Origin of the sequence: Rhizobium hidalgonense, assembly GCF_002914525.1 — a bacterium.
GTDB lineage: Bacteria > Pseudomonadota > Alphaproteobacteria > Rhizobiales > Rhizobiaceae > Rhizobium > Rhizobium hidalgonense.
Genome location: NZ_LODW01000082.1, coordinates 106,291 through 127,352 on the forward strand (window position 1 = coordinate 106,291; position 21,062 = coordinate 127,352).

Sequence of the window (21,062 nt, forward strand, 5' to 3'; positions counted from 1 at the left end):
ATTGGAAAGGCTAGGCCATGCACAAACGGGCTTGCCCGCTCTGTCATAACTGTCGGGAACCGAAGCAGCAGCGCCATGAAAAATGAAACGCCCGATGCGCTGGACGCATCGGGCGGTTTTGATTCTCTCCTGTCGATGACAGATCAGTTCCACTCGCGGATATCGACGAAGTGCCCGGCGATCGCGGCGGCGGCGGCCATTGCCGGCGAGACGAGGTGTGTGCGGCCCTTGAAGCCCTGACGGCCTTCGAAGTTGCGGTTAGAGGTCGAAGCGCAGCGCTCGCCCGGTTTCAGGCGGTCGTCGTTCATGGCAAGACACATGGAGCAGCCCGGCTCGCGCCAGTCGAAACCGGCGGCCTTGAAGATCTTGTCGAGGCCTTCGGCTTCCGCCTGTTCCTTGACGAGGCCGGAGCCGGGAACGATCATCGCGTCGACGGTTGGAGCAACCGTCTTGCCTTCGACGACCTTGGCAACTTCGCGCAGATCCTCGATGCGGCCGTTGGTGCAGGAGCCGATGAAGACGCGGTCGAGGGTGATGTCGGTCATCTTCGTGCCCGGCTTCAGACCCATATAGTCGAGCGCGCGCCACTTGGAGGTGCGCTTGGTCTCGTCCTGGATCTCGTCGGGGTTCGGCACGATGCCCTGGACGGAGATGACGTCCTCGGGCGAGGAGCCCCAGGAGACGATCGGCGGCAGGCTGGCGGCATCGAGAACGACGACGCGGTCATAGTGAGCGCCTTCGTCGGTCTGCAGCGTCTTCCAATAGGCGATCGCCTGTTCCAGCGCCTCGCCCTTCGGCGCGCGGGGCTTGTCCTTGATATATTCGAAGGTCTTTTCGTCAGGCGCGATCAGGCCGGCGCGGGCGCCGCCTTCGATCGTCATGTTGCAGATGGTCATGCGGCCTTCCATCGACAGCGAGCGGATCGCTTCGCCGGCAAATTCGATGACATGGCCGGTGCCGCCGGCGGTGCCGATTTCGCCGATGATGGCGAGGATGATGTCCTTGGCGGTGACGTGCGGCGGAAGCAGGCCGTCGACACGCACCAGCATGTTCTTCGCCTTCTTCTGGATCAGCGTCTGGGTCGCCAGAACATGCTCGACCTCGGAGGTGCCGATGCCATGCGCCAGCGCGCCGAAGGCGCCGTGCGTCGAGGTGTGGCTGTCACCGCAGACGATAGTCATGCCGGGCAGGGTGAAGCCCTGTTCCGGACCGACGATGTGGACGATTCCCTGGCGCTTGTCGCTTGCCGAATAATATTCGACGCCGAATTCGGCGGCGTTGGTGGCGAGCGCTTCCACCTGAATGCGGCTTTCCTCGTTCTTGATGCCGAGATGGCGATCGGGCGAGGTCGGAACGTTATGGTCGACGACGGCCAGCGTCTTTTCCGGGGCGCGAACCTTGCGGCCGGTCATGCGCAGACCTTCGAACGCCTGCGGCGAGGTGACTTCGTGGACCAGATGGCGGTCGATGTAGAGAAGACAGGTGCCGTCTGCCTGTTCGTCGACCAAATGATCGTCCCAGATCTTGTCGTAGAGGGTACGCGGTGCGCTCATGGCGTTAAGTCCGTTTTTGGATGCTTTTGGAAAATCGAGAAAAAGCGGATCAAGCTCCGCCGGCCGTCATTCGATCAACGAAGTCGGCTGTTGAGCGCACCGGACACGCAGGCAAAGAACCGCGCCGGCAGGCGATAATGATCCTGCAACACGAAAATATGCGCGCCAATGCATCTGAACTTGGATTCCATCGCTTGCATATAACGATTTTTCGCTGCGGCTTCAATTTGAATCATTAGAGGCCCTCTGCGGCCTGGCGGCTACTGGCGCATTTACCGCGACTTCATCCACTTCTCCGTCCGCCGTAGCGCCAGCGACAGGCCGATTGTCAGGATCAGGTAGATATAGGTGACGATCGAATAGGTCTCGAAGAAGCGAAAGGAGCCGGCGGCATAGACCTTTCCCATCTGGGTGATGTCGGCGACGCCGAGCACGGAGACGAGCGAGCTATCCTTGACCATCGAGACGAAGTCGTTGGAAAGCGGCGGGAAGATTACCCGGATCGCTTGCGGGAAGACGACGGAGCGGAAGCGCCGGTAGCGGGAGAGGCCGAGTGCCTTGGCCGCCTCGATCTGACCGAGATCGACCGACTGGAATCCGGCCCGGAAGATTTCGGCGATGAAGGAGGAGTAACCGATCGTCAGCGCAATGATCGCCCGCCACATCAACGAGAGATCGCGCACCAGAATGGGCTCGGCCATGCCTGCGGTCACCAGCGGCGAAATCAGGAAATTATAGGCCGCGACCAGCGCCGGCGCGCCGACGAACGCGACGTAGAACAACAGCACGAGGATCGGGATGCCGCGGATGATCTCGATGTAGAAACGCGCGATCTGGCGCAGTACCTGGCTGTCGGCCATACCGAGCAGGCAGATGCCGAGACCGAGCACGGTGGCAAGCACGAAGGCGACCAGCGTGACGAAGACGGTGATGCCGACACCGTTGACGACGGTGCGGAAAACCTGGGCGTAGATATCGTTGGTGACGATGACGGCAGCAAGGACGATGCCGATCGCGACGAGCGCGACCAGCCACCAGGGATAGTCGTCCTTGACGTATCTGTCGGGAGATGGTCGCAGGGCAATCAGCAATGGCTCGGCGTCATTCGCCCATCTTGTAGTCGAGGAACCACTTCTTGTTCAGCGCATCCAGCGTGCCGTCGGCTTTGAGTGCCGAAATGGCGGCATTGACCGGGGCGACGAGATCGGAGCCCTTCGGGAAGATGAAGCCGAAATCCTCGGTGCCGAGCGGCCCACCGATCAGCTTCAGGGCGCCGTTCGAGGCGTCGACATAACCCTTGCCGGCAGTGCCGTCGGTCAGCACGACATCGACGTCGCCGGCCTTCAGCGCCTGAACGGTGGCGCCGAAGGTTTCGAAGAGCTTGATGCGCGGGTTCTGTTCGTTACCGTCGAGCACTTCATAGACAGCGGTATAGAAAGGTGTGGTGCCGGGCTGGGCGCCGACCAGGCCATCCTTGAATGCGGCGAAGGACTTGCCGTCGGTGAAGCGCTTCTCGTCGCCGCGTACCAGCATGAATTGCTGCGAACGCATGTAGGGATCGGAGAAATCGACCTTCTGCTTGCGGTCATCCTTGATGGTGATGCCGGTCATGCCGATGTTGTACTGGCCGTCGGAAACCGCCAGGATCATCGCATCCCAGCTGGTGTTCTGGTATTCGACCTTGAAATTCAGCCGCTTGGCGATCTCGTTCATCGCATCATATTCCCAGCCGATCGCCTTGCCGGATTTGGGATCGATGAACTGCAGCGGCGGATAGGCATTCTCGGTGACGACGACGACGCTCTTGCCGCCGAGATCCGGCAGCTCGGCGGCCGATGCGGCAAGCGGCAGAAGAGCAAGGGCGGCAAAGCCGGCAAGAACGGTGCGGCGAAACAACATTGGACGGTTCCCTCAATTGAACGGCAAAAACTGTCACGGAAGATAGGCCTGAGGCAAGGCCGGCAGCTGCGTGCCGAAGCAAAAAACAGAAAAGGCGACCCGAAGGTCGCCTTTCCAAGAATAGAATTTTGCGCAGATCTTATTCTGCTGCCGGTTCAGCTGCGGCGGCAGCGGCGGCTGCTTCAGCAGCGGCCTTGGCTTCGGCAGCTTCTGCTGCTGCCTTTTCGGCGGCGAGCGCCTGGGCTGCTGCAACCTTTTCAGCTTCGATGCGTGCCTTTTCCTCGGCCATGGCGGCGCGCTCGGCGTCGTTGAGCTTGCGGGCGCGGACGCCGGTGTCTTCAACGATACGAGCGGACTTGCCGCGACGGTCGCGGAGGTAATACAGCTTGGCGCGACGGACCTTACCGCGGCGAACGACGTCGACGCTTTCGATCATCGGCGAGTAAACCGGGAATACGCGCTCGACGCCTTCGCCGTAGGAGATCTTGCGGACCGTGAAGTTTTCCTGCAGGCCGCCGCCGGAGCGGGCGATGCAGACGCCTTCATAGGCCTGAACGCGGGTACGGGTGCCTTCCGTGACCTTCACGTTGACGCGGACGGTGTCGCCCGGGGAAAATTCGGGAAGCGTGCGCTTGGCTTCGATCTTGGCGGCCTGTTCGGCCTCAAGCTGCTGAATGATGTTCATCGTCTTAACCTTTGGTTCTTCTGAAACAGCCAGAGCGCTCGACACTGATCCTTTGGAACTGGCCTCAGGACTTTGCCCTTCAGGGCGGGAGCGGGTTCGCCATTCTTTGTTTGCTGGCAGACGGGGCTAACCCCATTTCCGCGTGCGCCAATACACGAAAGGCCGGGGCTTGTCATCCCTCGCACTACGTTTTTGTGAAGGGGAAGCCTGAATCAGCCGCCTTTCTCGGTTTTCGCCCCTTCGAAGAGGTCCGGCCGCCGCTCCCGCGTCAGCCGCACCGCCTCTTCGTGCCGCCATTTCTCGATGGCGCCGTGATTGCCCGAGGTCAGAATCGACGGGATTTCCCGGCCTTCCCACGCCTGCGGCCGGGTATAATGGGGATGTTCCAGCAGGCCGCCTTCAAAGCTCTCGTGCAGGCCGGAAAGATCGTTGCCCATGACTCCGGGCAGGATGCGGATGATGGCGTCGAGCAGGATCAGCGCCGCCGGCTCGCCGCCAGACAGCACGTAGTCGCCGATTGAGACCTCTTCCAGTCCGCGCGCCTCGATCACCCGCTGATCGACGCCCTCGAAGCGGCCGCAGACGATGATGACGCCGTCGCCGGCCGCAAGCTCGCGCACGCGTGCCTGTGTCAGCGGCCGGCCGCGCGGGCTCATCAGCAGGCGAGGGCGGGTATCGTTTTGCGAGGTGCTGTCGATCGCTCGGGCGAGAACGTCTGATTTCAGCACCATGCCGGCGCCGCCGCCGGCCGGGGTGTCGTCGACGGTGCGGTGCTTATCGGTGGCGAAATCGCGGATCTGTACCGCGTCAAGCGCCCATTGCCCGCGCTCCATCGCCTTGCCGGCGAGCGAGAAGCCCAGATGTCCCGGAAACATTTCCGGATAAAGTGTCAGCACGCTCGCCCGGAAGGCCATCACTTGTTCTTTTTCGGCTTGTCCGCGGTGAATTTCGAAAGCTCTTCGGCATCGTCGACCAGCCCTGCCGCCAGCGGATCGATCAGCAGCGTGCCGGCTTCGAGGTCGATCTCCAGCACCGAGGCTTCGGAGAAGGGGATCAGCACCGGGCGCTTGCCCGGACCCTTGAGCTCCAAGAGATCGCCGGCGCCGAAATCGAAGACACCGGTGACCGTGCCATAACTCACGCCTTGGTCATCCCGCGCTTCGAGACCCTCGAGATCGGCGTAGTAGAACTCGTCGTCCTCCAACTCCTCGTCGGGCAGGTTGTCACGCTCGATATAGAGTTCCAGGCCGTTGAGCGCCTCGGCGGCATTGCGGTCGTTGACGCCGCGGAAACGGACGACGACGACATTCTTCGTCTCGCGGATTTCGAGCACTTCGAAGCTGCGGCCGTCCATGCTGTGCAGGTGGCCGTAGTCGCCAAGGGCGCTCGGATCGGCCGTGTAGGCCTTGGCGCGCACCTCTCCACGGAGGCCTTGCGCGCCGCCGATCGTCGCCATCAGAACGGGGTTTTCAAGCTTTGTCATGGGTTCCTTCATGTGAAGCCGAAAGACAGGTTTCTCATAAACGAAGTGCGCAGGATTGGAAACGAAAACGGGCGGCATGTCGCCATGCCGCCCGTTCGATAAGGGACTATCCCGATTATTCCGCGGCGTCGGCAGCAGCAGCGGCGGCGTCAGCAACCTTCTGAGCCTTTTCCGCAGCGCGTTCCTGGGCGCGCTTGCCGGGCTTTGCCTTCTCCGGGTTGTTCTTGACTTCGCGCTTGGCAACGCCGGCCTCATCAAGGAAGCGCAGAACGCGGTCGGTCGGCTGGGCGCCGTTTTCGATCCAGTGCTTGATGCGCTCGGCGTTCAGCTGAACGCGCTTCTCGTCGTCCTTGGCGAGCATCGGGTTCCAGGAACCGAGGTTCTCGAGGAAGCGGCCGTCACGCGGGCTGCGCGCATCGGCGAGAACGACGTGGTAATACGGACGCTTCTTGGAGCCACCGCGGGCGAGACGAATTTTCAGTGCCATGTTCTTTACTCCTTAGGCTTTTCTTGACCGCTTCGTAAGCGGTGTGGTTATCGGGCTGCGGCGCTCTGTTCAGCGTGATCCGCAGCGATCTGCTCATGATGCCGGATGACTTCCTTGATGACGAAGTTCAGGAACTTCTCGGCGAAATCCGGGTCCAGATTGGCGGCTTTCGCCAGCTGGCGAAGGCGTTCGATCTGGTATTCCTCGCGCGCCGGGTCGGCCGGCGGCAAATTGTATTTGGCCTTCAGCACGCCGACCTCTTTGGTGCAGCGGAAGCGTTCGGCCAGCATGTGCACGAGAGCGGCGTCGATATTGTCGATCGACTGACGATAGCTCGCGAGCTGGGCTTTGACGTTTGGATCAATCATGGGGCAAGCGATCCTCTCACTTCTTCTTCGGCAATCCGGGCAATCCCGGGAAACCACCACCGAGGCCCGGCAGCTTGGCGCCACCGAGGCCCGGCAAACCACCCGACAGACCGTCGAGACCGGGCATACCCCCACCCGGTTTTCCAAGCCCCGCCGCTTCGGCCTGCTTCTGCAGGGCCTCGAGCTGGCGGGGATCGATATTCGAGAGATCGGGCATGCCTCCCATACCGCCGCCAAGTCCCATCTTGCCGGCAAGGCCGCCCATCATCTGCTTCATCATGCCGCCTTTGCCCTTGCCGCCCATCATCTTCATCATGTCGGCCATTTGGCGGTGCATCTTCAGAAGCTTGTTGATGGCGGCGGCATCGGTGCCGGAGCCGGCGGCGATGCGCTTCTTGCGCGAATGCTTGAGCAGGTCGGGATTGGCACGCTCGGCCCTCGTCATCGATTGGATGATGGCGATCTGGCGGCCGAAAAGCTTGTCGTCGAGGCCGGCTGCGGCCATCTTGTCCTTCATGCCGGCCATGCCGGGCATCATGCCCATGATGCCGCCCATGCCGCCCATCTTCTGCATCTGGCGCAGCTGATCGGCAAGGTCGTCGAGATCGAACTTGCCCTTGGCCATCTTGGCGGCCATGGCGGCCGCCTTCTCGGCGTCGATATTCTCCGCGGCACGTTCGACGAGCGAGACGATATCGCCCATGCCGAGAATGCGGTCGGCGATGCGGCGAGGATGGAACTCCTCGAGCTCGCTCATCTTCTCGCCGACACCGATCAGCTTGATCGGCTTGCCGGTGACGGCGCGCATCGAAAGGGCCGCACCGCCACGGCCGTCGCCGTCCATGCGGGTCAGAACCAGACCGGTGATGCCGACGCGTTCGTCGAAGTTACGGGCGAGATTGACGGCATCCTGACCGGTCAGTGAGTCGGCGACCAGCAGGATTTCATGCGGGTTCGAGCGCTTCTTGATATCGGCCATCTCGACCATCAAGGGCTCGTCGATATGAGTGCGGCCGGCGGTATCGAGGATGACGACGTCATGGCCGCCGAGCTTCGCAGCCTGCACGGCGCGGGCGGCGATGTCGGTTGGCGACTGGCCCGCGATGATCGGCAGCGTATCGATACTGGCCTGGGCGCCGAGCTGGCGTAGCTGCTCCTGGGCGGCCGGACGGCGCGTGTCGAGCGACGCCATCAGCACTTTCTTCTTGTCGCGCGTCGACAGGCGATGGGCGATCTTGGCCGACGTCGTCGTCTTGCCGGAGCCCTGCAGGCCGACCATCATGACGACCACGGGAGCGGCCGCATGCAGGTCGATGCCCACGCCTTCGCCGCCCAGCATCTCGATCAGTTCGTCATGGACGATCTTGACGACCATCTGGCCCGGCTTGATCGACTTCAGGATCTCGGCGCCGACGGCCTTCTCACGCACGCGGTCGGTGAAGGAACGCACGACGTCGAGCGCGACGTCGGCCTCCAGCAGCGCACGGCGAACCTCGCGCAGCGCTGCGGAAACATCGGCTTCCGAAAGCGCGCCACGGCCTGTCAGTCCATTCAGAATGGATCCAAGACGGTCCTGGAGGTTTTCAAACATCGGCTCTTCCTTGATACGTTTCGGGCGGGTTGGATGCCCGGAAACGTCGTGCTTTTCCGTGACGAAAACAAGACGCAAAGCCAAAAAGCACCCGAGGGCGCATCGCGCTGTCGGGTGTTGACCTCCGGGATCTCGAAGTCCCGGTCGGCGGCTCGGAGTCTTGCGGCTCGTCGCGGATTGGGCGCGATAAACAGGAAAGTGGCGGGAAAGTCAAGGCGGACGCATGGAATGACTACATGGCGGACGGTCCGGAAGCCTGTGTGACGCGCATCGCCAGTCAAAATTCCGGCTGGCGGCCTGAATTCGCTGGAGGAGCCAGTTGCAAAATATTCCACTTATGATTCTACTTTCTACTTAAGTGCATCCTGTGAAATGATTCGTAAATATCCTTGATGCCGGATGATCCGGCGGAGATATCGAATGATAAGTCATGATATTGAGAGCTGGGCACTGGCACGGGCCCACCATATTGTCCTGAACGAAGGCCTTAGTCTTGCCAAGGCGGCACAGGATCTTGATCGCAAACGGTCCCGCTCGCTGGTCTACGAGCTGAGAAAGGTCATCACCGCCGCCATCGTCGAGGCGCATGCGGCGTCTTTCGCTTCCGACGGCGCTGAGCGGTAAAGCCGGACCGGCTCGAAGCAAGCGTCTGCCCGGCACCCACTGGTAATTCCTTCGCGTTTCCGCCATATACAGCGGAAAGACGGACGGAATGATATCATGAGCGCAACGGTCGAATTCGCAAGGATGAATGGGCTTGGCAACAAGATCCTGGTCGTCGATATGCGCGGCCGGCCTGATAAGGTGACGCCCGCGGCGGCAATCGCGCTCAATGCCGATCCGCAGACCGAGTTCGATCAGATCATGGCGATCCACGATCCGAAGGCCGATGGTACCGATGCCTTCATCGATATCCTGAATTCCGACGGCTCGAAGGCGCAGGCTTGTGGCAACGGCACGCGCTGCGTCGTGCAGGCCCTTGCCGCCGAGACCGGCCGCAAGGCTTTTACCTTCCAGACGGTCGCCGGCATCCTCAACGCTGTCGAGCATGAAGACGGGACGATATCCGTCGATATGGGCCGACCGGTCTTCGACTGGGACAAGATCCCGCTGGTGGAAGAATTTCACGACACCAGCCGCATCGAACTGCAGATCGGCCCGATCGACAATCCGGTGCTGCATTCGCCCTCGGCAATGTCGATGGGCAATCCGCATGCGATCTTCTGGGTGGACCGGGATGTGATGTCTTACGATCTCGCCCGCTTCGGCCCGCTGCTCGAAAACCATCCGATGTTTCCCGAGCGCGCCAATATCACCCTGGCGCAGGTGACCTCGCCGACATCGATGACGACGCGCACCTGGGAGCGCGGCGCCGGACTGACGCTTGCCTGCGGCTCGGCTGCCTGTTCTGCCGCGGTCAGTGCTGCACGCACCGGCCGCACCGGCAGGATGGTGACGATCAATGTGGCGAGCGCCAAGCCGCCGGCGACACTTTCGATCGAATGGCGCGAGCGTGACGATCACGTTATCATGACCGGCCCGGCCGAATGGAAATGGTCGGGCAGGCTCGATCCGTCGACCGGTCTCTGGTCGCGCGATGGTACCCAAGAGGCGGGGGCGCGGTGAGCGGCGTCGAGGTCATTACCTGCGGCTGCCGCCTCAACACATATGAATCCGAAGTGATGAAGGCGCAGGCTGAAAAGGCCGGGCTCAACAATGCCATCCTGGTCAATACCTGTGCGGTGACCGGCGAGGCCGTGCGTCAGGCCCGCCAGGCAATCCGGCGGGCACGGCGCGATAATCCGCATGCCCGCATCATCGTCACCGGTTGTGCCGCGCAGACGGAAAAACAGACCTTCGCGGCGATGGCGGAGGTCGACGCGGTGCTCGGCAACGAGGAGAAGCTTTCGAGCGCCTCCTATCGCAGCCTGCCGGATTTCGGCGTTTCGGCCGAAGAGAAGCTCCGCGTCAACGACATTATGAGCGTCAAGGCGACGGCGCCGCAGATGGTCCGGCACATCGACGGCCATGTGCGCGCCTTCATCCAGGTACAGAACGGCTGTGATCATCGCTGCACTTTCTGCATCATCCCCTATGGCCGCGGCAATTCCCGCTCCGTCCCGATGGGAGCGGTCGTCGACCAGGCGCGCAAACTCGTCGACAGCGGCTATCGAGAAATCGTGCTGACGGGCGTCGACGCCACCAGCTATGGCGGCGATCTGCCGGGCGCGCCGACGCTCGGGCTTCTGGCGAAGACGCTCCTGAAGCAGCTCCCCGATATCCGCCGCCTCCGGCTTTCCTCGATCGACAGCATCGAGGCCGATGCCCATCTGATGGATCTGATCGCCGATGAGCCGCGCTTCATGCCGCATCTGCATCTGTCGCTGCAGCATGGCGACGACATGATCCTGAAACGCATGAAGCGCCGGCATTCGCGCGCCGATGCGCTGCATTTCATCGAGGATGCACGCCGGCTTCGCCCGGAGATGAGCTTCGGCGCCGATATGATCGCCGGTTTTCCCACCGAAACCGAAGAGATGTTCGACAATGCCGTCCGGCTCGCCGAACAGGCTGGCATCGCGCATCTGCACGTCTTTCCCTATAGCCCGCGTCCGGGCACGCCCGCTGCCCGCATGCCGCAGCTCGACCGGTCGCTGGTCAAGGATCGCGCGGCAAGGCTGCGCGCCACTGGCCATAGGCTGCATCAATCCCATCTCGACGGCATGATCGGCACCCGGCAATGGCTGCTTGTTGAAAACAACGGCCTGGCGCATACGGAAAACTTCACGCTGGCCGCAGCCCCCGGCCTTTGTCCCGGCGAACTTGTGCCGGCCACGATCACCGGCCACAATGGCAAGCATCTCGACATGCAATTGACTGCCGCAGCCGCGGCCTGACTTTCACGGAATCCCCATGGCGCTCAGTTTCATCAAAAAGGTCTTCACCTTCGGCAAGCCGGCTGAACAGCCTGTGCCTGTGGCCGTGGAAAAGGAGCTGGAGCCACGCTCGCGCGATGAAGATCTGCCGGTCGCCGACGATCCTGTTCTTCCCGAGGAAATGGAGACGGCCGGCGGCCCTGCGGCTGATATTGACGAGGACGACCTTGAGGAGGTTGTCGAAGCAGAGGATGTGGAATCACAGGTTCTGCCAGCTGCGGACCAGTTGAGCGAAATGGGCATCGTGCCACTTTCATTGCTGGAGGCCGAGGCTGTCGCGGAAGTGCAGGCCGAAATCCAGACGCCCGTTGAAACGGTTGCGGAAATATCCCCCTCTGTCCCTCCGGGACATCTCCCCCGGGGAGATCGTTCGGAGCTCGAGGCGCCGGCTTCGATCGAGGAGACCGCGGAAGCCGCAGACGCACTTCCGGGAGAGATTTCGCCTGAGCTTGATGTGGAGCACGAGATCGCCGTTCAGCTGATCTCCCCCCCTGTGGGGGAGATGCCCGGCAGGGCAGAGGGGGGTATCACACCCGCCGAGCCTGCCGAGACGACCGCGGAACGGCCGAAACCTGAATCTCCCATCCTCCCCAAAGGCTTCGCCACCGGCCCTGCGATCGTCGAAGCGCAGCCCATTGTCCCGCAGCCGAGGCTCAGCTGGTTCCAGCGCCTGCGCAATGGTCTCGCGCGCACTTCCTCGCAGCTGACCGGCCAGATCACCGCGCTCTTCACCAAGCGCAAGCTCGATGACGAGACGCTGCAGGAGCTCGAAGACCTGCTGATCCAGGCCGATCTTGGGGTTGAGACTGCGTTGCGCGTCACCGATACGCTCGCTTCCGAGCGCTACGGCAAGGATGTCACCGGCGAGGATGTCAGCCGGATCATGGCGTCCGAAATCGCCAAGGTTTTGAAGCCCGTCGCCAAGCCGCTGCAACTCGACCTCTCGCACAAACCGCATGTCATCCTCGTCGTCGGCGTCAACGGCACCGGCAAGACGACGACGATCGGCAAGCTGGCGGCCAAGCTTTCCGGCGCCGGGCTGAAGGTAATGCTGGCCGCCGGCGATACGTTCCGCGCCGCGGCGATCGAGCAGCTGAAAATCTGGGCCGAGCGGACCGATTCCGAATTCATCGGCACCAAGCTCGGCGCCGATGCCGCCGGCCTTGCCTATGATGCCTTCGAACAGGCGAAGGCCCGCAAATGCGACGTGCTGATCGTCGATACCGCCGGACGCCTGCAGAACAAGGCCGAGCTGATGGCTGAGCTCGAAAAGATCGTGCGCGTGCTCGGCAAGCTCGATCCCGATGCGCCGCATACCGTGCTGCAGACGCTCGACGCGACGACGGGACAGAATGCACTGAGCCAGGTCGAGATCTTCCGCAATGTCGCCGGTGTCAACGGCCTGATCATGACCAAGCTCGACGGCACGGCACGCGGCGGCATCCTCGTCGCCATTTCCGCCAAGCACAGACTGCCGGTCTATTTCATCGGTGTCGGCGAGGGGGTCGACGATCTCGAGCCGTTCGAGGCCGAGGATTTTGCGCACGCCATTGCCGGGCTTCCCCAATGATGCCACAGATAAGCCGCCGAAGCCTGCAAGGCGCGGCCGGCATGCAGGTTTCCAGTAGAACAGGTTTGAAGAAGGCATGAGCACCGAAAGCGATATCACCCCATCCGCGGCCGACCGGCATCATCCGCTGCTGAAGCTGGCGTTGGAACTCGGGCCGCTGTTAATCTTCTTCTTTGCCAATCTGCGCGGTCCGTGGCTAGTGGAGAAGTTTCCGGCTCTTTCCGAGCTCGGCGGTCCGCTGTTCGTCGCAACCGGGCTGTTCATGGCGGCGACGATCCTTTCGCTTGTCGTTTCGAAGATCGTGCTCGGTCATCTGCCGATCATGCCCTTCGTCTCCGGCATCGTCGTTCTGATCTTCGGCTCGCTGTCGATCTGGCTGCAGAACGAGACCTTCATCAAGATGAAGCCGACCATCGTCAATGCGCTCTTCGGGGTGACGCTGCTCGGCGGGCTCGCCTTCGGCCGGTCGCTGCTCGGCTATGTCTTCAACGCCGCCTTCCAGCTCGATGCCGAGGGCTGGCGCAAGCTCACCATCCGCTGGGGCATCTTCTTCCTCTTCCTCGCGGTGCTGAACGAAGTCGTCTGGCGCAATTTTTCGGACGATACCTGGGTCGCCTTCAAGGTCTGGGGCACGATGCCGATCACCATCATCTTCACGCTGGCGCAGATGCCGCTGGTGCTCAAGCATAGCGTCAACCTGGAAACGGACGGCGAGAAGTGAGTGCTGCGGACGTCGAATATCGTGTGAGACACCAGACCTACTGGTTTATCGCCTGCCTTGCGGTGCTGGTCGCCCAGATCGTCGCCGAATATCTGATGGGGCGCGTGCCGATCTGCGCCTGCGGTTATGTCAAACTGTGGGAGGGCGGGGTCAATACCAGCGGCAATTCGCAGCATCTGTCGGACTGGTACACGCCGTCGCATATCATCCACGGTTTCCTGTTCTACGGGCTCGGTCATCTCGTGCTGCGCCGCAAGCCGATGGCGGCACGGCTGCTTCTGGCGCTCATCATCGAATCCGGCTGGGAGCTGCTGGAGAACTCGCCTCTGATCATCGACCGCTACCGCACGGCGACGATCGCGCTCGACTATTACGGCGACAGCATCCTGAACTCGGCGATGGACACCGTCTTCATGTGTGTCGGCTTCTTCTTCGCATCGCGTGCGCCGGTGGCGCTGACCGTGGCGATCGCCCTCTTCTTCGAGATTTTCACCGGCTATGTGATCCGCGATAATCTGACGCTGAACGTGGTGATGCTGATCTGGCCGGTCGAGGCGATCAAGGTCTGGCAGGGCGGGCTTTAGACTTATGAAGCCGGCTTGCCCAGCGCCTTTTCCATCGCCGGAAACAGGCCTTCCTTCAGGCTGATATCGTCGAAGGGGCCGACGCGCTTGTAGAGGATGGTGCCGTCGGGACCGACCAGGTAACTTTCCGGAATGCCGTAGACACCCCAGTCGATTGCCGCTTTGCCGTTCGGATCGATGCCGATCGCCTGAAAGGGATTGCCGAGCTCGCCGAGGAAACGCAGGGCGTTGTCGTTCTGGTCCTTGTAGTTGATGGCGACGATGTTCAGCCGCCCGTCTTTTGCCAGTTCTTTCAAAACAGGATGTTCGTCCCGGCAGGGGACGCACCAGGAGGCGAAGACATTGACGAGAGTCAGCTTGCCCTTGATCGCCGCATCGGTCAGCGCCGGCAGGTTGGCGCCGTCGAGCGGCGGCAGGTTCAGCGCCGGCGCCTTGGTGCCGATCAAGGCGGAAGGAATTTCGGTGATGTTCTTGCCGTGAAAATCCTGGTCGTAGAGCATCTTTGCGGCGGTTGCCGCAATGCCCCCGAAGACGATCAGCGGCAGAAGCGCCAGCACGTAGCTGCCGCGCCCACGCAGCTTGGTGGTCGTGGTTTCCGGCGCCTCGCTCATTCGCCATCCCTCGTGCGTGCCGAGCGGCGGCGAATGCCGGCAGCTTCAAGGCTCGCGAGTTCTCGCCGGCGCGCCCGGCCGTCAGCCCAGGTCCAGAGCGTGACGGCGACCGTCACGAGGGCAGCGAAACCATAGGAGGCGTAGACGTAGAAGGCATGCGTCATCACCTATTCCTCGCGGCTGGCCATGCGGGCGGCGAGACGGCGTTGGGCGGCGATGCGGCGCCGCCAGATTTCGTTCCTCATCGCCATGATGTGCAGGGTGAAGAAGAGCAGGGTGAAGGCAATCGCCATCACGAAGAGCGGCCGCAGGAATTCCGGATCGATCGCCGGGCCGTCGAGGCGCATCACGCTTGCCGACTGATGCAGCGTGTTCCACCATTCCACCGAGAATTTGATGATCGGGATATTGACGAAGCCGACGAGGATGAGCACGGCGCTGACGCGCGCGGCCTTCGACGGATCGTCGATGGCGCGGTTGAGCGCAATCAGCCCGAGATACATCAGGAAGAGAATGAAGACGGAGGTTAGCCGTGCGTCCCAGACCCACCAGGTGCCCCACATCGGCTTGCCCCAGAGCGAGCCGGTGACGAGGGCGAGCAGGGTGAAGGCGGCGCCGAGCGGGGCTGCTGATTTGGCCGAGACGTCGGCCAGTGGATGGCGCCAGACCAGCGTGCCGATCGCCGAAATGCTCATGATTGTGTAGCACATCATCGAAAGCCAGGCCGCGGGCACATGGATATACATGATGCGCACGGTCTCGCCCTGCTGATAATCGCCTTCGGTGGCGAAGCTCAGATAGAGGCCGGCCGCGAAACAGAGGGCGGTGATCCCCGCCAGCCAGGGAATGGCGCGCGCCGCCAGCGCCAGAAACCGGGTCGGGTTGGCGAGATCGCTGAATTTGCTGATGGCAAGGCTCGTTTCGCTCATGACCGCTTCCTTACCTTGATCCGGCTTTTCCCGCAATCGAATGGCCCATCAATCCGCCGTGTTTCGCAGCGCCAGGGCGGCGGCAGCCGGGCCGATGACGGTAAAGAATAGCGTCAGCGCGATCAGGATGAGAAAAGGCGGGAGGAACGGGGCGGGATCCTCGACCGCGGCATAGGTGGCGCTGACGCCGAAGATTAGCACCGGGATGGTCAGCGGCAGCACCAGGATCGAAACCAGCAGGCCGCCGCGGGGTAGCGCCACGGCGACGGCGGCGCCGACGGCGCCGATGAAAGTAATAGCCGGTGATCCGACGAGCAGCGTCAGCGCGGTCGCGCCGATCGCCGTCTCGTCCATATTCATGAACAGGCCGAGCAGCGGTGAGGCGATGACCAGCGGCAGGCTGGTGGCCGTCCAGTGGGCAAAACATTTGACCAGCACAGTGAGGACGAGCGGCGTTTCCTGCATCAGCATCAGGTCGAGCGATCCGTCGTCGCGCTCGGCCTGGAACAGGCGGTCGAGGCCGAGAAGGGCGGCCAGCAGCGCGCCGATCCAGACGATGGCGGGACCGATGCGGGAGAGAAGCTTGAGATCGGGACCGACGCCGAAGGGGATGACGGCGACGATCGTGAGGAAGAACAGCACGCCGATCAACGCGCCGCCGCCGGCGCGGATCGAGAGTTTCAGGTCGCGGAGGAAGAGGGCGGTCATGCGGGGCGGCTCTCTGCATGGGCGGTGGACGGGGCGATACCCCCCTCTGCCCTGCCGGGCATCTCCCCCACAAGGGGGGAGATCGGCTGGGGGGACCCTCTTGCCCAAATCAAACACCGCAGGTGATCTAGGCCGCTCGGCGCACGTCCAAGATTTCGGGAGGCGGGCGCGTCTTGCCGATCTCCCCCCTTGTGGGGGAGATGCCCGGCAGGGCAGAGGGGGGTAGCCACACCACAAACCATCACCCCCACACTCCCTGATCCACGCCGACAAAACCCGTCATCTTCAATTCCTGCACATTCTTCAGCCCCAGTGGTTGATGCGTCGCCGCCAGTACGATTCCGCCCTTGGCCAGGTGCGCCTCGATCAGTCCTGCAAACAGCCGGTCGGCGCTCGCGTCCAGTGCCGCTGTGGGTTCGTCGAGGATCCAGACGGGGCGGTGGGCGACGAGCAGTTTGGCGAAGGCGAAACGGCGCTGCTGGCCGGCGGAGAGATAACCGAAGGGAAGATGGGTGATGCCCGAGAGGCCGATGGCTTCGGCGGCGTCCTCGATGGAGAGGCCGGGGGTGTCCGGACTGCCGAGAAAGCCCCGCCAGAAATCCAGATTTTCTGCAACCGTAAGTTCATTCTTCATTGCATTTTTGTGGCCGAGGTAGTGACTGGCCTCACCGGGATGGCGGCCTTCCCGGCTCTCTCCGTCATGGAAGATGACCGTGCCTTTTTCCGGCCTCAGGAGACCGGCGACAACGCGCAGTAAAGTGGACTTTCCCGATCCATTTCTCCCCGTCAGCACAAGCGCCTCGCCGGCTGCCAAGTGAAAGGAAATATTAGCGAAAATTAAATCCTCACCGCGCCTTGCAGCCAGATTTTCGGCGGTGAGATGCATGCGTCGGCTCTTTCTTGGTTTCGGCTCGCGGGAGGGTCAAAAAATCTCCGGTTTTGACCGTGCTCGGGTATGGCAAGTTTTTAGGAAATTATCTATAAGACCCGCAACCACGCCAGCGGTCGGCGTGAATTTCATCCTTGCGCCGAACTTGGAGCATTCGTTCCACGTGCGGACAGCGGAAATGGCCGTACCCGCATCCTGATGTGCATTAAGTGCATAGGCGTTCGCACGACTGTGTTGGCTATCAGAAACGGGGTCTCTCGTGTCTAAATCTCTTGACAGTTTCAATTGTCGTTCCACGCTTTCCGTTGGTGGAAAGGACTATGTCTATTACAGCCTGCCCAAGGCTGAAGCAAACGGTCTGCCCGGCGTCTCGAGGCTTCCCTATTCGATGAAGGTGCTGCTGGAAAACCTGCTGCGCTTCGAAGACGGCCAGTCGGTCACCAAGGAGCACATCCTGGCCGTTGCCGAATGGCTGAAGAATAAGGGTGCGGTCGAAAACGAGATCGCCTATCGCCCGGCGCGCGTGCTGATGCAGGACTTCACCGGCGTTCCCGCCGTCGTCGATCTTGCCGCGATGCGCGACGCGATGGTGTCGCTCGGCGGCGACCCCGAGAAGATCAACCCGCTCGTTCCCGTCGACCTCGTCATCGACCACTCGGTCATCGTCGACGAATTCGGCACGCCGCAGGCATTCGCGAGGAACGTCGAGCTGGAATACCAGCGCAACGGTGAACGCTACCGCTTCCTGAAATGGGGCCAGCAGGCCTTCAAGAATTTCCGCGTCGTGCCTCCCGGCACCGGTATCTGTCACCAGGTCAACCTCGAATATCTCGGCCAGACCGTCTGGACAAAGGAAGAGGACGGCGAGACGATCGCCTATCCGGATACATGCGTCGGCACCGACAGCCACACAACGATGATCAACGGTCTCGGCGTTCTCGGCTGGGGCGTGGGCGGTATCGAAGCGGAAGCGGCGATGCTCGGCCAGCCGGTCTCGATGCTGCTGCCTGAAGTCATCGGCTTCAAGCTGACCGGCAAGCTCAAGGAAGGCGTCACCGCGACCGACCTCGTCCTCACCGTCGTGCAGATGCTGCGCAAGAAGGGCGTCGTTTCGAAATTCGTCGAATTCTTCGGGCCCGGCATGGACAACATGCCGCTCGCAGACCGCGCGACGATCGGCAATATGGGCCCGGAATACGGCGCCACCTGCGGCTTCTTCCCGGTCGATGGCGAAACCATCAACTACCTCACCATGTCCGGCCGCACACATGACCGGATTGCTCTCGTGGAAGCCTATTCGAAGGCCCAGGGCATGTGGCGCGACGGCGACGGCTCCGATCTCGTCTTCACCGATACGCTGGAACTCGACCTCGGCGACGTCGTGCCGTCGATGGCCGGTCCGAAGCGTCCGGAAGGCCGTATCGCGCTGGAGAATATCGCTTCCGGTTTCGCCGGTTCGATGGATGCCGATTACAAGAAGCCGGGCCAGATCAACAACCGCTATGCGGTCGAAGGCACGGATTTCGATCTCGGCCATGGCGACGTGGCGATCGCCGCCATCACCTCCTGCACCAACACCTCCAATCCGTCGGTGCTGATCGCTGCCGGCCTTCTCGCCCGAAACGCCGTTGCCAAGGGCCTGAAGACCAAGCCGTGGGTCAAGACCTCGCTGGCACCGGGATCCCAGGTCGTCGGCGAATATCTTGCCAAATCGGGCCTGCAGGCCGATCTCGACAAGCTTGGCTTCAACCTCGTCGGCTTCGGCTGCACCACCTGCATCGGCAATTCCGGCCCGCTGCCGGCGCCGATCTCGAAGACGATCAACGACAAGGGCCTGATCGTATCGGGCGTACTCTCGGGCAACCGTAACTTCGAAGGCCGTATTTCTCCGGATGTTCAGGCGAACTATCTGGCTTCGCCGCCGCTCGTCGTCGCCTACGCGCTTGCCGGCACGGTGCAGACGGATCTGACCAAGGAGCCGATCGGTGAAGACCAGAACGGCAACCCGGTCTATCTCAAGGATATCTGGCCGACCTCGCACGAGGTGCAGGAGTTCATCCAGAAATACGTCACTCGCGAACTTTACGAGAGCAAGTATGCCGACGTCTTCAAGGGCGACGTCAACTGGCAGGCCGTGCAGGTTCCCCCGGGACAGACCTATGCCTGGGACGACGATTCGACCTATGTTCAGAACCCGCCCTACTTCGTCGGCATGGGCAAGAAGGGCACCGGCGTTTCCGACATCAAGGGCGCCCGCGTCCTTGGCCTGTTCGGCGACAAGATCACCACCGACCACATTTCCCCGGCCGGTTCGATCAAGGCGGCTTCGCCGGCTGGCGCCTATCTGATCGACCACGCCGTCGCCGTGGCCGACTTCAACCAGTACGGCACGCGTCGCGGCAACCATGAAGTGATGATGCGCGGCACCTTTGCCAATATCCGCATCCGCAACCACATGCTTGGCCCGAACGGCAAGGAAGGTGGCTACACCATCCACTACCCGTCGAAGGAAGAGACCTCGATCTACGACGCCGCCATGCAGTACAAGGCCGAAGGCGTGCCGCTCGTCATCTTCGCCGGTGTCGAATATGGCAATGGCTCCTCCCGCGACTGGGCTGCCAAGGGCACCAACCTGCTCGGCGTCAAGGCCGTGGTCGCCCAGTCCTTCGAGCGTATCCATCGCTCGAACCTGGTCGGCATGGGTGTCATCCCCTTCGTCTTCGAAGAGGGCACGACCTGGCAGAGCCTCGGCTTGAAGGGCGACGAGCTCGTCACCATCGAAGGCCTCGACAAGATCAAGCCGCGTGAGAAGAAGATCGCCAGGATCACCTATAGCGACGGCACCGTGAAGGACGTTCCGCTGCTGTCGCGCGTCGATACGCTCGACGAGGTGGTCTACCTCAACAATGGCGGCATCCTGCAGACGGTTCTGCGCGACCTCGCTGCCTGATTGTTAATAGCCTCGCATGATAATGGCCGCCGGAGAGCAATTTCCGGCGGCTTTTCTTTACGGGCGACGGTTTCGAGGGGCTCACGATGATTTGTTTTCCGCGCCTTCCGATGGCGCTGCGTCTCACCCGTTCGTGACTTTTCGTTTGGACCCGGAAGGATTATTCGTACGTTCATATGTCAGAGCTTCCGTTCCAACCCGCCGGCGGCGCTGAAAAAGAGGTGCAGGTGAATGTCCCCCCGTTTCTTGATTCCGCTGATCGCCGGTGTTGTTCTCGCAGGCTCGTTGCAGGCCGAAGACGGCACGCCGAAAGGCGTCGTCGAACTCTTCACCGCGCAGGGCTGCTCTTCCTGTCCTCCTGCTGACGCCGCTTTCCGCAAGCTGGTGAGCCAAGGCGATGTGATCGCGCTTGCCTACCATGTCGATTACTGGAACTACCTCGGCTGGGCCGATACGCTGAGCTCCAAGGAAAATACCGAGCGGCAATACGGCTATGCCAGAACGATGGGCCGCAGCAACGTCTATACGCCGCAGGCGATCGTCAACGGCCGCGGCCATCTGGCCGGCGCCGATCTCAGCGGCATCAACGGCAAGATCGATACTTATAGCGGCGAAGGCAACGGGCTGACCGTTCCGATCAGCGCGGCGATGCGCGGTGACGAGCTGGAGATCAAGATCGGCGCGGGACAGGGCAAAGCCAATGTGGTGATGGTCTATTTCGACAAGGAAAAGACGATCGAGGTCGAAAAAGGCGAGAACAGCGGAAAGAAGCTATCCTATCTGCACAGCGTCACTAATGTCGAAACGGTCGGCATGTGGGACGGCAAAGCGACCAGCCTGACACTTCCGGCCAGCGTGTTGCAGCGGCCGCAACTCGAGGGCTGCGCGATCCTGCTGCAATCGGCGACCGACAATGGTGATCCGGCTGCGATCCTTGGCGCGACCGTTGTGATGGCTGGAAAAAATATCTGAGATTTCATCCGCTTGCGGATGAAGTACCGGGCGGCCCGGCTGAGCGTATTCGGGGCTGGGGTTAAGGTCGATACGCTCCGCCGGGCCCTTTGGCGCGCTGGCGCCAAACCGGGATTCATAATTCCC

The 21,062-nt window shown here is 62.0% G+C and carries 23 protein-coding genes; 8 read left to right on the forward strand and 15 right to left on the reverse strand.

Annotation, left to right across the window (positions count from 1 at the left end; translation table 11 throughout):
* Positions 1–143: 143 nt before the first annotated feature.
* The 10 genes from leuC to ffh all read right to left on the reverse strand — a co-directional run bounded on the left by leuC (position 144) and on the right by ffh (position 8,066).
* Positions 144–1,553 carry a 3-isopropylmalate dehydratase large subunit gene (gene leuC, locus ATY29_RS25675; RefSeq protein WP_003567432.1) on the reverse strand — a complete coding sequence of 470 codons (1,410 nt, stop codon included), beginning with the start codon at positions 1,551–1,553 and terminating at the stop codon, positions 144–146.
* Positions 1,554–1,627: 74 nt separating this feature from the next.
* On the reverse strand, positions 1,628–1,789 hold the full coding sequence (locus ATY29_RS25680) for a hypothetical protein (protein ID WP_003567430.1): 162 nt from the start codon (positions 1,787–1,789) through the stop codon (positions 1,628–1,630).
* A 36-nt stretch (positions 1,790–1,825) separates the two neighbouring features.
* A complete protein-coding gene (locus ATY29_RS25685) occupies positions 1,826–2,638 on the reverse strand; it encodes an amino acid ABC transporter permease (protein ID WP_003567429.1) in 813 nt (270 codons plus the stop codon).
* A 16-nt stretch (positions 2,639–2,654) separates the two neighbouring features.
* Positions 2,655–3,452 carry a transporter substrate-binding domain-containing protein gene (locus ATY29_RS25690; RefSeq protein ID WP_097533254.1) on the reverse strand — a complete coding sequence of 266 codons (798 nt, stop codon included), beginning with the start codon at positions 3,450–3,452 and terminating at the stop codon, positions 2,655–2,657.
* Positions 3,453–3,591: 139 nt separating this feature from the next.
* Positions 3,592–4,137 carry a 50S ribosomal protein L19 gene (gene rplS, locus ATY29_RS25695; protein ID WP_003567425.1) on the reverse strand — a complete coding sequence of 182 codons (546 nt, stop codon included), beginning with the start codon at positions 4,135–4,137 and terminating at the stop codon, positions 3,592–3,594.
* Positions 4,138–4,349: 212 nt separating this feature from the next.
* Positions 4,350–5,051, reverse strand: coding sequence for a tRNA (guanosine(37)-N1)-methyltransferase TrmD (trmD, locus tag ATY29_RS25700; protein WP_097533255.1), 702 nt, complete (start codon positions 5,049–5,051; stop codon positions 4,350–4,352).
* Entirely contained in the window at positions 5,051–5,620 is a 570-nt protein-coding gene (rimM, locus tag ATY29_RS25705) for a ribosome maturation factor RimM (RefSeq protein WP_037091904.1), read from the reverse strand. Before rimM ends, trmD begins: the two co-directional genes overlap by 1 nt.
* A gap of 115 nt (positions 5,621–5,735) precedes the next feature.
* Positions 5,736–6,107, reverse strand: coding sequence for a 30S ribosomal protein S16 (gene rpsP, locus ATY29_RS25710; protein ID WP_003567417.1), 372 nt, complete (start codon positions 6,105–6,107; stop codon positions 5,736–5,738).
* Positions 6,108–6,154: 47 nt separating this feature from the next.
* Complete coding sequence (locus tag ATY29_RS25715; protein WP_003543666.1) at positions 6,155–6,475, reverse strand: chorismate mutase; 321 nt, start codon at positions 6,473–6,475, stop codon at positions 6,155–6,157.
* A 16-nt stretch (positions 6,476–6,491) separates the two neighbouring features.
* Positions 6,492–8,066 carry a signal recognition particle protein gene (gene ffh, locus ATY29_RS25720; RefSeq protein ID WP_097533256.1) on the reverse strand — a complete coding sequence of 525 codons (1,575 nt, stop codon included), beginning with the start codon at positions 8,064–8,066 and terminating at the stop codon, positions 6,492–6,494.
* 399 nt (positions 8,067–8,465) lie between these two features.
* On the opposite strand from ffh, the gene ATY29_RS25730 reads away from it, so the two are divergent.
* The 6 genes from ATY29_RS25730 to ATY29_RS25755 all read left to right on the forward strand — a co-directional run bounded on the left by ATY29_RS25730 (position 8,466) and on the right by ATY29_RS25755 (position 13,877).
* Positions 8,466–8,690, forward strand: coding sequence for a hypothetical protein (locus ATY29_RS25730; RefSeq protein WP_025417289.1), 225 nt, complete (start codon positions 8,466–8,468; stop codon positions 8,688–8,690).
* A 96-nt stretch (positions 8,691–8,786) separates the two neighbouring features.
* Positions 8,787–9,692: a diaminopimelate epimerase gene (dapF, locus tag ATY29_RS25735; protein ID WP_097533258.1), complete on the forward strand. Its 906-nt coding sequence runs from the start codon at positions 8,787–8,789 to the stop codon at positions 9,690–9,692.
* Complete coding sequence (gene mtaB / locus ATY29_RS25740; RefSeq protein ID WP_097533259.1) at positions 9,689–10,963, forward strand: tRNA (N(6)-L-threonylcarbamoyladenosine(37)-C(2))-methylthiotransferase MtaB; 1,275 nt, start codon at positions 9,689–9,691, stop codon at positions 10,961–10,963. Before dapF ends, mtaB begins: the two co-directional genes overlap by 4 nt.
* 16 nt (positions 10,964–10,979) lie before the next feature.
* The gene (gene ftsY / locus ATY29_RS25745; RefSeq protein WP_097533260.1) at positions 10,980–12,572 is read left to right on the forward strand and encodes a signal recognition particle-docking protein FtsY; all 1,593 of its coding nucleotides are present in this window, start codon (positions 10,980–10,982) and stop codon (positions 12,570–12,572) included.
* A gap of 76 nt (positions 12,573–12,648) precedes the next feature.
* Positions 12,649–13,293: a septation protein A gene (locus tag ATY29_RS25750; protein WP_003567406.1), complete on the forward strand. Its 645-nt coding sequence runs from the start codon at positions 12,649–12,651 to the stop codon at positions 13,291–13,293.
* On the forward strand, positions 13,290–13,877 hold the full coding sequence (locus tag ATY29_RS25755; protein WP_097533261.1) for a DUF2585 domain-containing protein: 588 nt from the start codon (positions 13,290–13,292) through the stop codon (positions 13,875–13,877). The genes ATY29_RS25750 and ATY29_RS25755 overlap by 4 nt, the downstream gene beginning before the upstream one ends.
* A 2-nt stretch (positions 13,878–13,879) precedes the next feature.
* Here ATY29_RS25755 and ATY29_RS25760 read toward each other — a convergent pair whose 3' ends face one another.
* From ATY29_RS25760 to ccmA, 5 genes are all read right to left on the reverse strand, one after another.
* Complete coding sequence (locus tag ATY29_RS25760) at positions 13,880–14,488, reverse strand: DsbE family thiol:disulfide interchange protein (RefSeq protein ID WP_097533262.1); 609 nt, start codon at positions 14,486–14,488, stop codon at positions 13,880–13,882.
* A complete protein-coding gene (ccmD, locus tag ATY29_RS25765) occupies positions 14,485–14,652 on the reverse strand; it encodes a heme exporter protein CcmD (protein ID WP_025417285.1) in 168 nt (55 codons plus the stop codon). The genes ATY29_RS25760 and ccmD overlap by 4 nt, the downstream gene beginning before the upstream one ends.
* Positions 14,653–14,655: 3 nt before the next feature.
* Positions 14,656–15,417: a heme ABC transporter permease gene (locus ATY29_RS25770; protein ID WP_097533263.1), complete on the reverse strand. Its 762-nt coding sequence runs from the start codon at positions 15,415–15,417 to the stop codon at positions 14,656–14,658.
* A 48-nt stretch (positions 15,418–15,465) separates the two neighbouring features.
* A complete protein-coding gene (ccmB, locus tag ATY29_RS25775) occupies positions 15,466–16,125 on the reverse strand; it encodes a heme exporter protein CcmB (protein WP_097533264.1) in 660 nt (219 codons plus the stop codon).
* Between the two features lie 241 nt (positions 16,126–16,366).
* Positions 16,367–17,011, reverse strand: coding sequence for a heme ABC exporter ATP-binding protein CcmA (ccmA, locus tag ATY29_RS25785; protein ID WP_097533265.1), 645 nt, complete (start codon positions 17,009–17,011; stop codon positions 16,367–16,369).
* Between the two features lie 262 nt (positions 17,012–17,273).
* On the opposite strand from ccmA, the gene acnA reads away from it, so the two are divergent.
* Positions 17,274–19,964 carry an aconitate hydratase AcnA gene (gene acnA / locus ATY29_RS25790; protein WP_097533266.1) on the forward strand — a complete coding sequence of 897 codons (2,691 nt, stop codon included), beginning with the start codon at positions 17,274–17,276 and terminating at the stop codon, positions 19,962–19,964.
* 231 nt (positions 19,965–20,195) lie between these two features.
* Positions 20,196–20,936 carry a DUF1223 domain-containing protein gene (locus ATY29_RS25795; protein WP_003567391.1) on the forward strand — a complete coding sequence of 247 codons (741 nt, stop codon included), beginning with the start codon at positions 20,196–20,198 and terminating at the stop codon, positions 20,934–20,936.
* Positions 20,937–21,062: the final 126 nt, after the last annotated feature.

Bases quoted from the DNA above. Each gene is read 5' to 3' on its own strand.
- ftsY (WP_097533260.1), top strand. From the start codon at position 10,980: ATGGCGCTCAGTTTCATCAAAAAGGTCTTCACCTTCGGCAAGCCGGCT.
- ccmA (WP_097533265.1), bottom strand. From the start codon at position 17,011: ATGCATCTCACCGCCGAAAATCTGGCTGCAAGGCGCGGTGAGGATTTA.
- rimM (WP_037091904.1), bottom strand. From the start codon at position 5,620: ATGACAAAGCTTGAAAACCCCGTTCTGATGGCGACGATCGGCGGCGCG.
- ATY29_RS25715 (WP_003543666.1), bottom strand. From the start codon at position 6,475: ATGATTGATCCAAACGTCAAAGCCCAGCTCGCGAGCTATCGTCAGTCG.
- ATY29_RS25750 (WP_003567406.1), top strand. From the start codon at position 12,649: ATGAGCACCGAAAGCGATATCACCCCATCCGCGGCCGACCGGCATCAT.
- trmD (WP_097533255.1), bottom strand. From the start codon at position 5,051: ATGGCCTTCCGGGCGAGCGTGCTGACACTTTATCCGGAAATGTTTCCG.
- leuC (WP_003567432.1), bottom strand. From the start codon at position 1,553: ATGAGCGCACCGCGTACCCTCTACGACAAGATCTGGGACGATCATTTG.
- ccmB (WP_097533264.1), bottom strand. From the start codon at position 16,125: ATGACCGCCCTCTTCCTCCGCGACCTGAAACTCTCGATCCGCGCCGGC.
- ATY29_RS25680 (WP_003567430.1), bottom strand. From the start codon at position 1,789: ATGATTCAAATTGAAGCCGCAGCGAAAAATCGTTATATGCAAGCGATG.
- rplS (WP_003567425.1), bottom strand. From the start codon at position 4,137: ATGAACATCATTCAGCAGCTTGAGGCCGAACAGGCCGCCAAGATCGAA.
- ffh (WP_097533256.1), bottom strand. From the start codon at position 8,066: ATGTTTGAAAACCTCCAGGACCGTCTTGGATCCATTCTGAATGGACTG.
- dapF (WP_097533258.1), top strand. From the start codon at position 8,787: ATGAGCGCAACGGTCGAATTCGCAAGGATGAATGGGCTTGGCAACAAG.
- ATY29_RS25770 (WP_097533263.1), bottom strand. From the start codon at position 15,417: ATGAGCGAAACGAGCCTTGCCATCAGCAAATTCAGCGATCTCGCCAAC.
- ATY29_RS25760 (WP_097533262.1), bottom strand. From the start codon at position 14,488: ATGAGCGAGGCGCCGGAAACCACGACCACCAAGCTGCGTGGGCGCGGC.
- ATY29_RS25690 (WP_097533254.1), bottom strand. From the start codon at position 3,452: ATGTTGTTTCGCCGCACCGTTCTTGCCGGCTTTGCCGCCCTTGCTCTT.
- ccmD (WP_025417285.1), bottom strand. From the start codon at position 14,652: ATGACGCATGCCTTCTACGTCTACGCCTCCTATGGTTTCGCTGCCCTC.
- ATY29_RS25795 (WP_003567391.1), top strand. From the start codon at position 20,196: ATGTCCCCCCGTTTCTTGATTCCGCTGATCGCCGGTGTTGTTCTCGCA.
- rpsP (WP_003567417.1), bottom strand. From the start codon at position 6,107: ATGGCACTGAAAATTCGTCTCGCCCGCGGTGGCTCCAAGAAGCGTCCG.
- ATY29_RS25730 (WP_025417289.1), top strand. From the start codon at position 8,466: ATGATCCGGCGGAGATATCGAATGATAAGTCATGATATTGAGAGCTGG.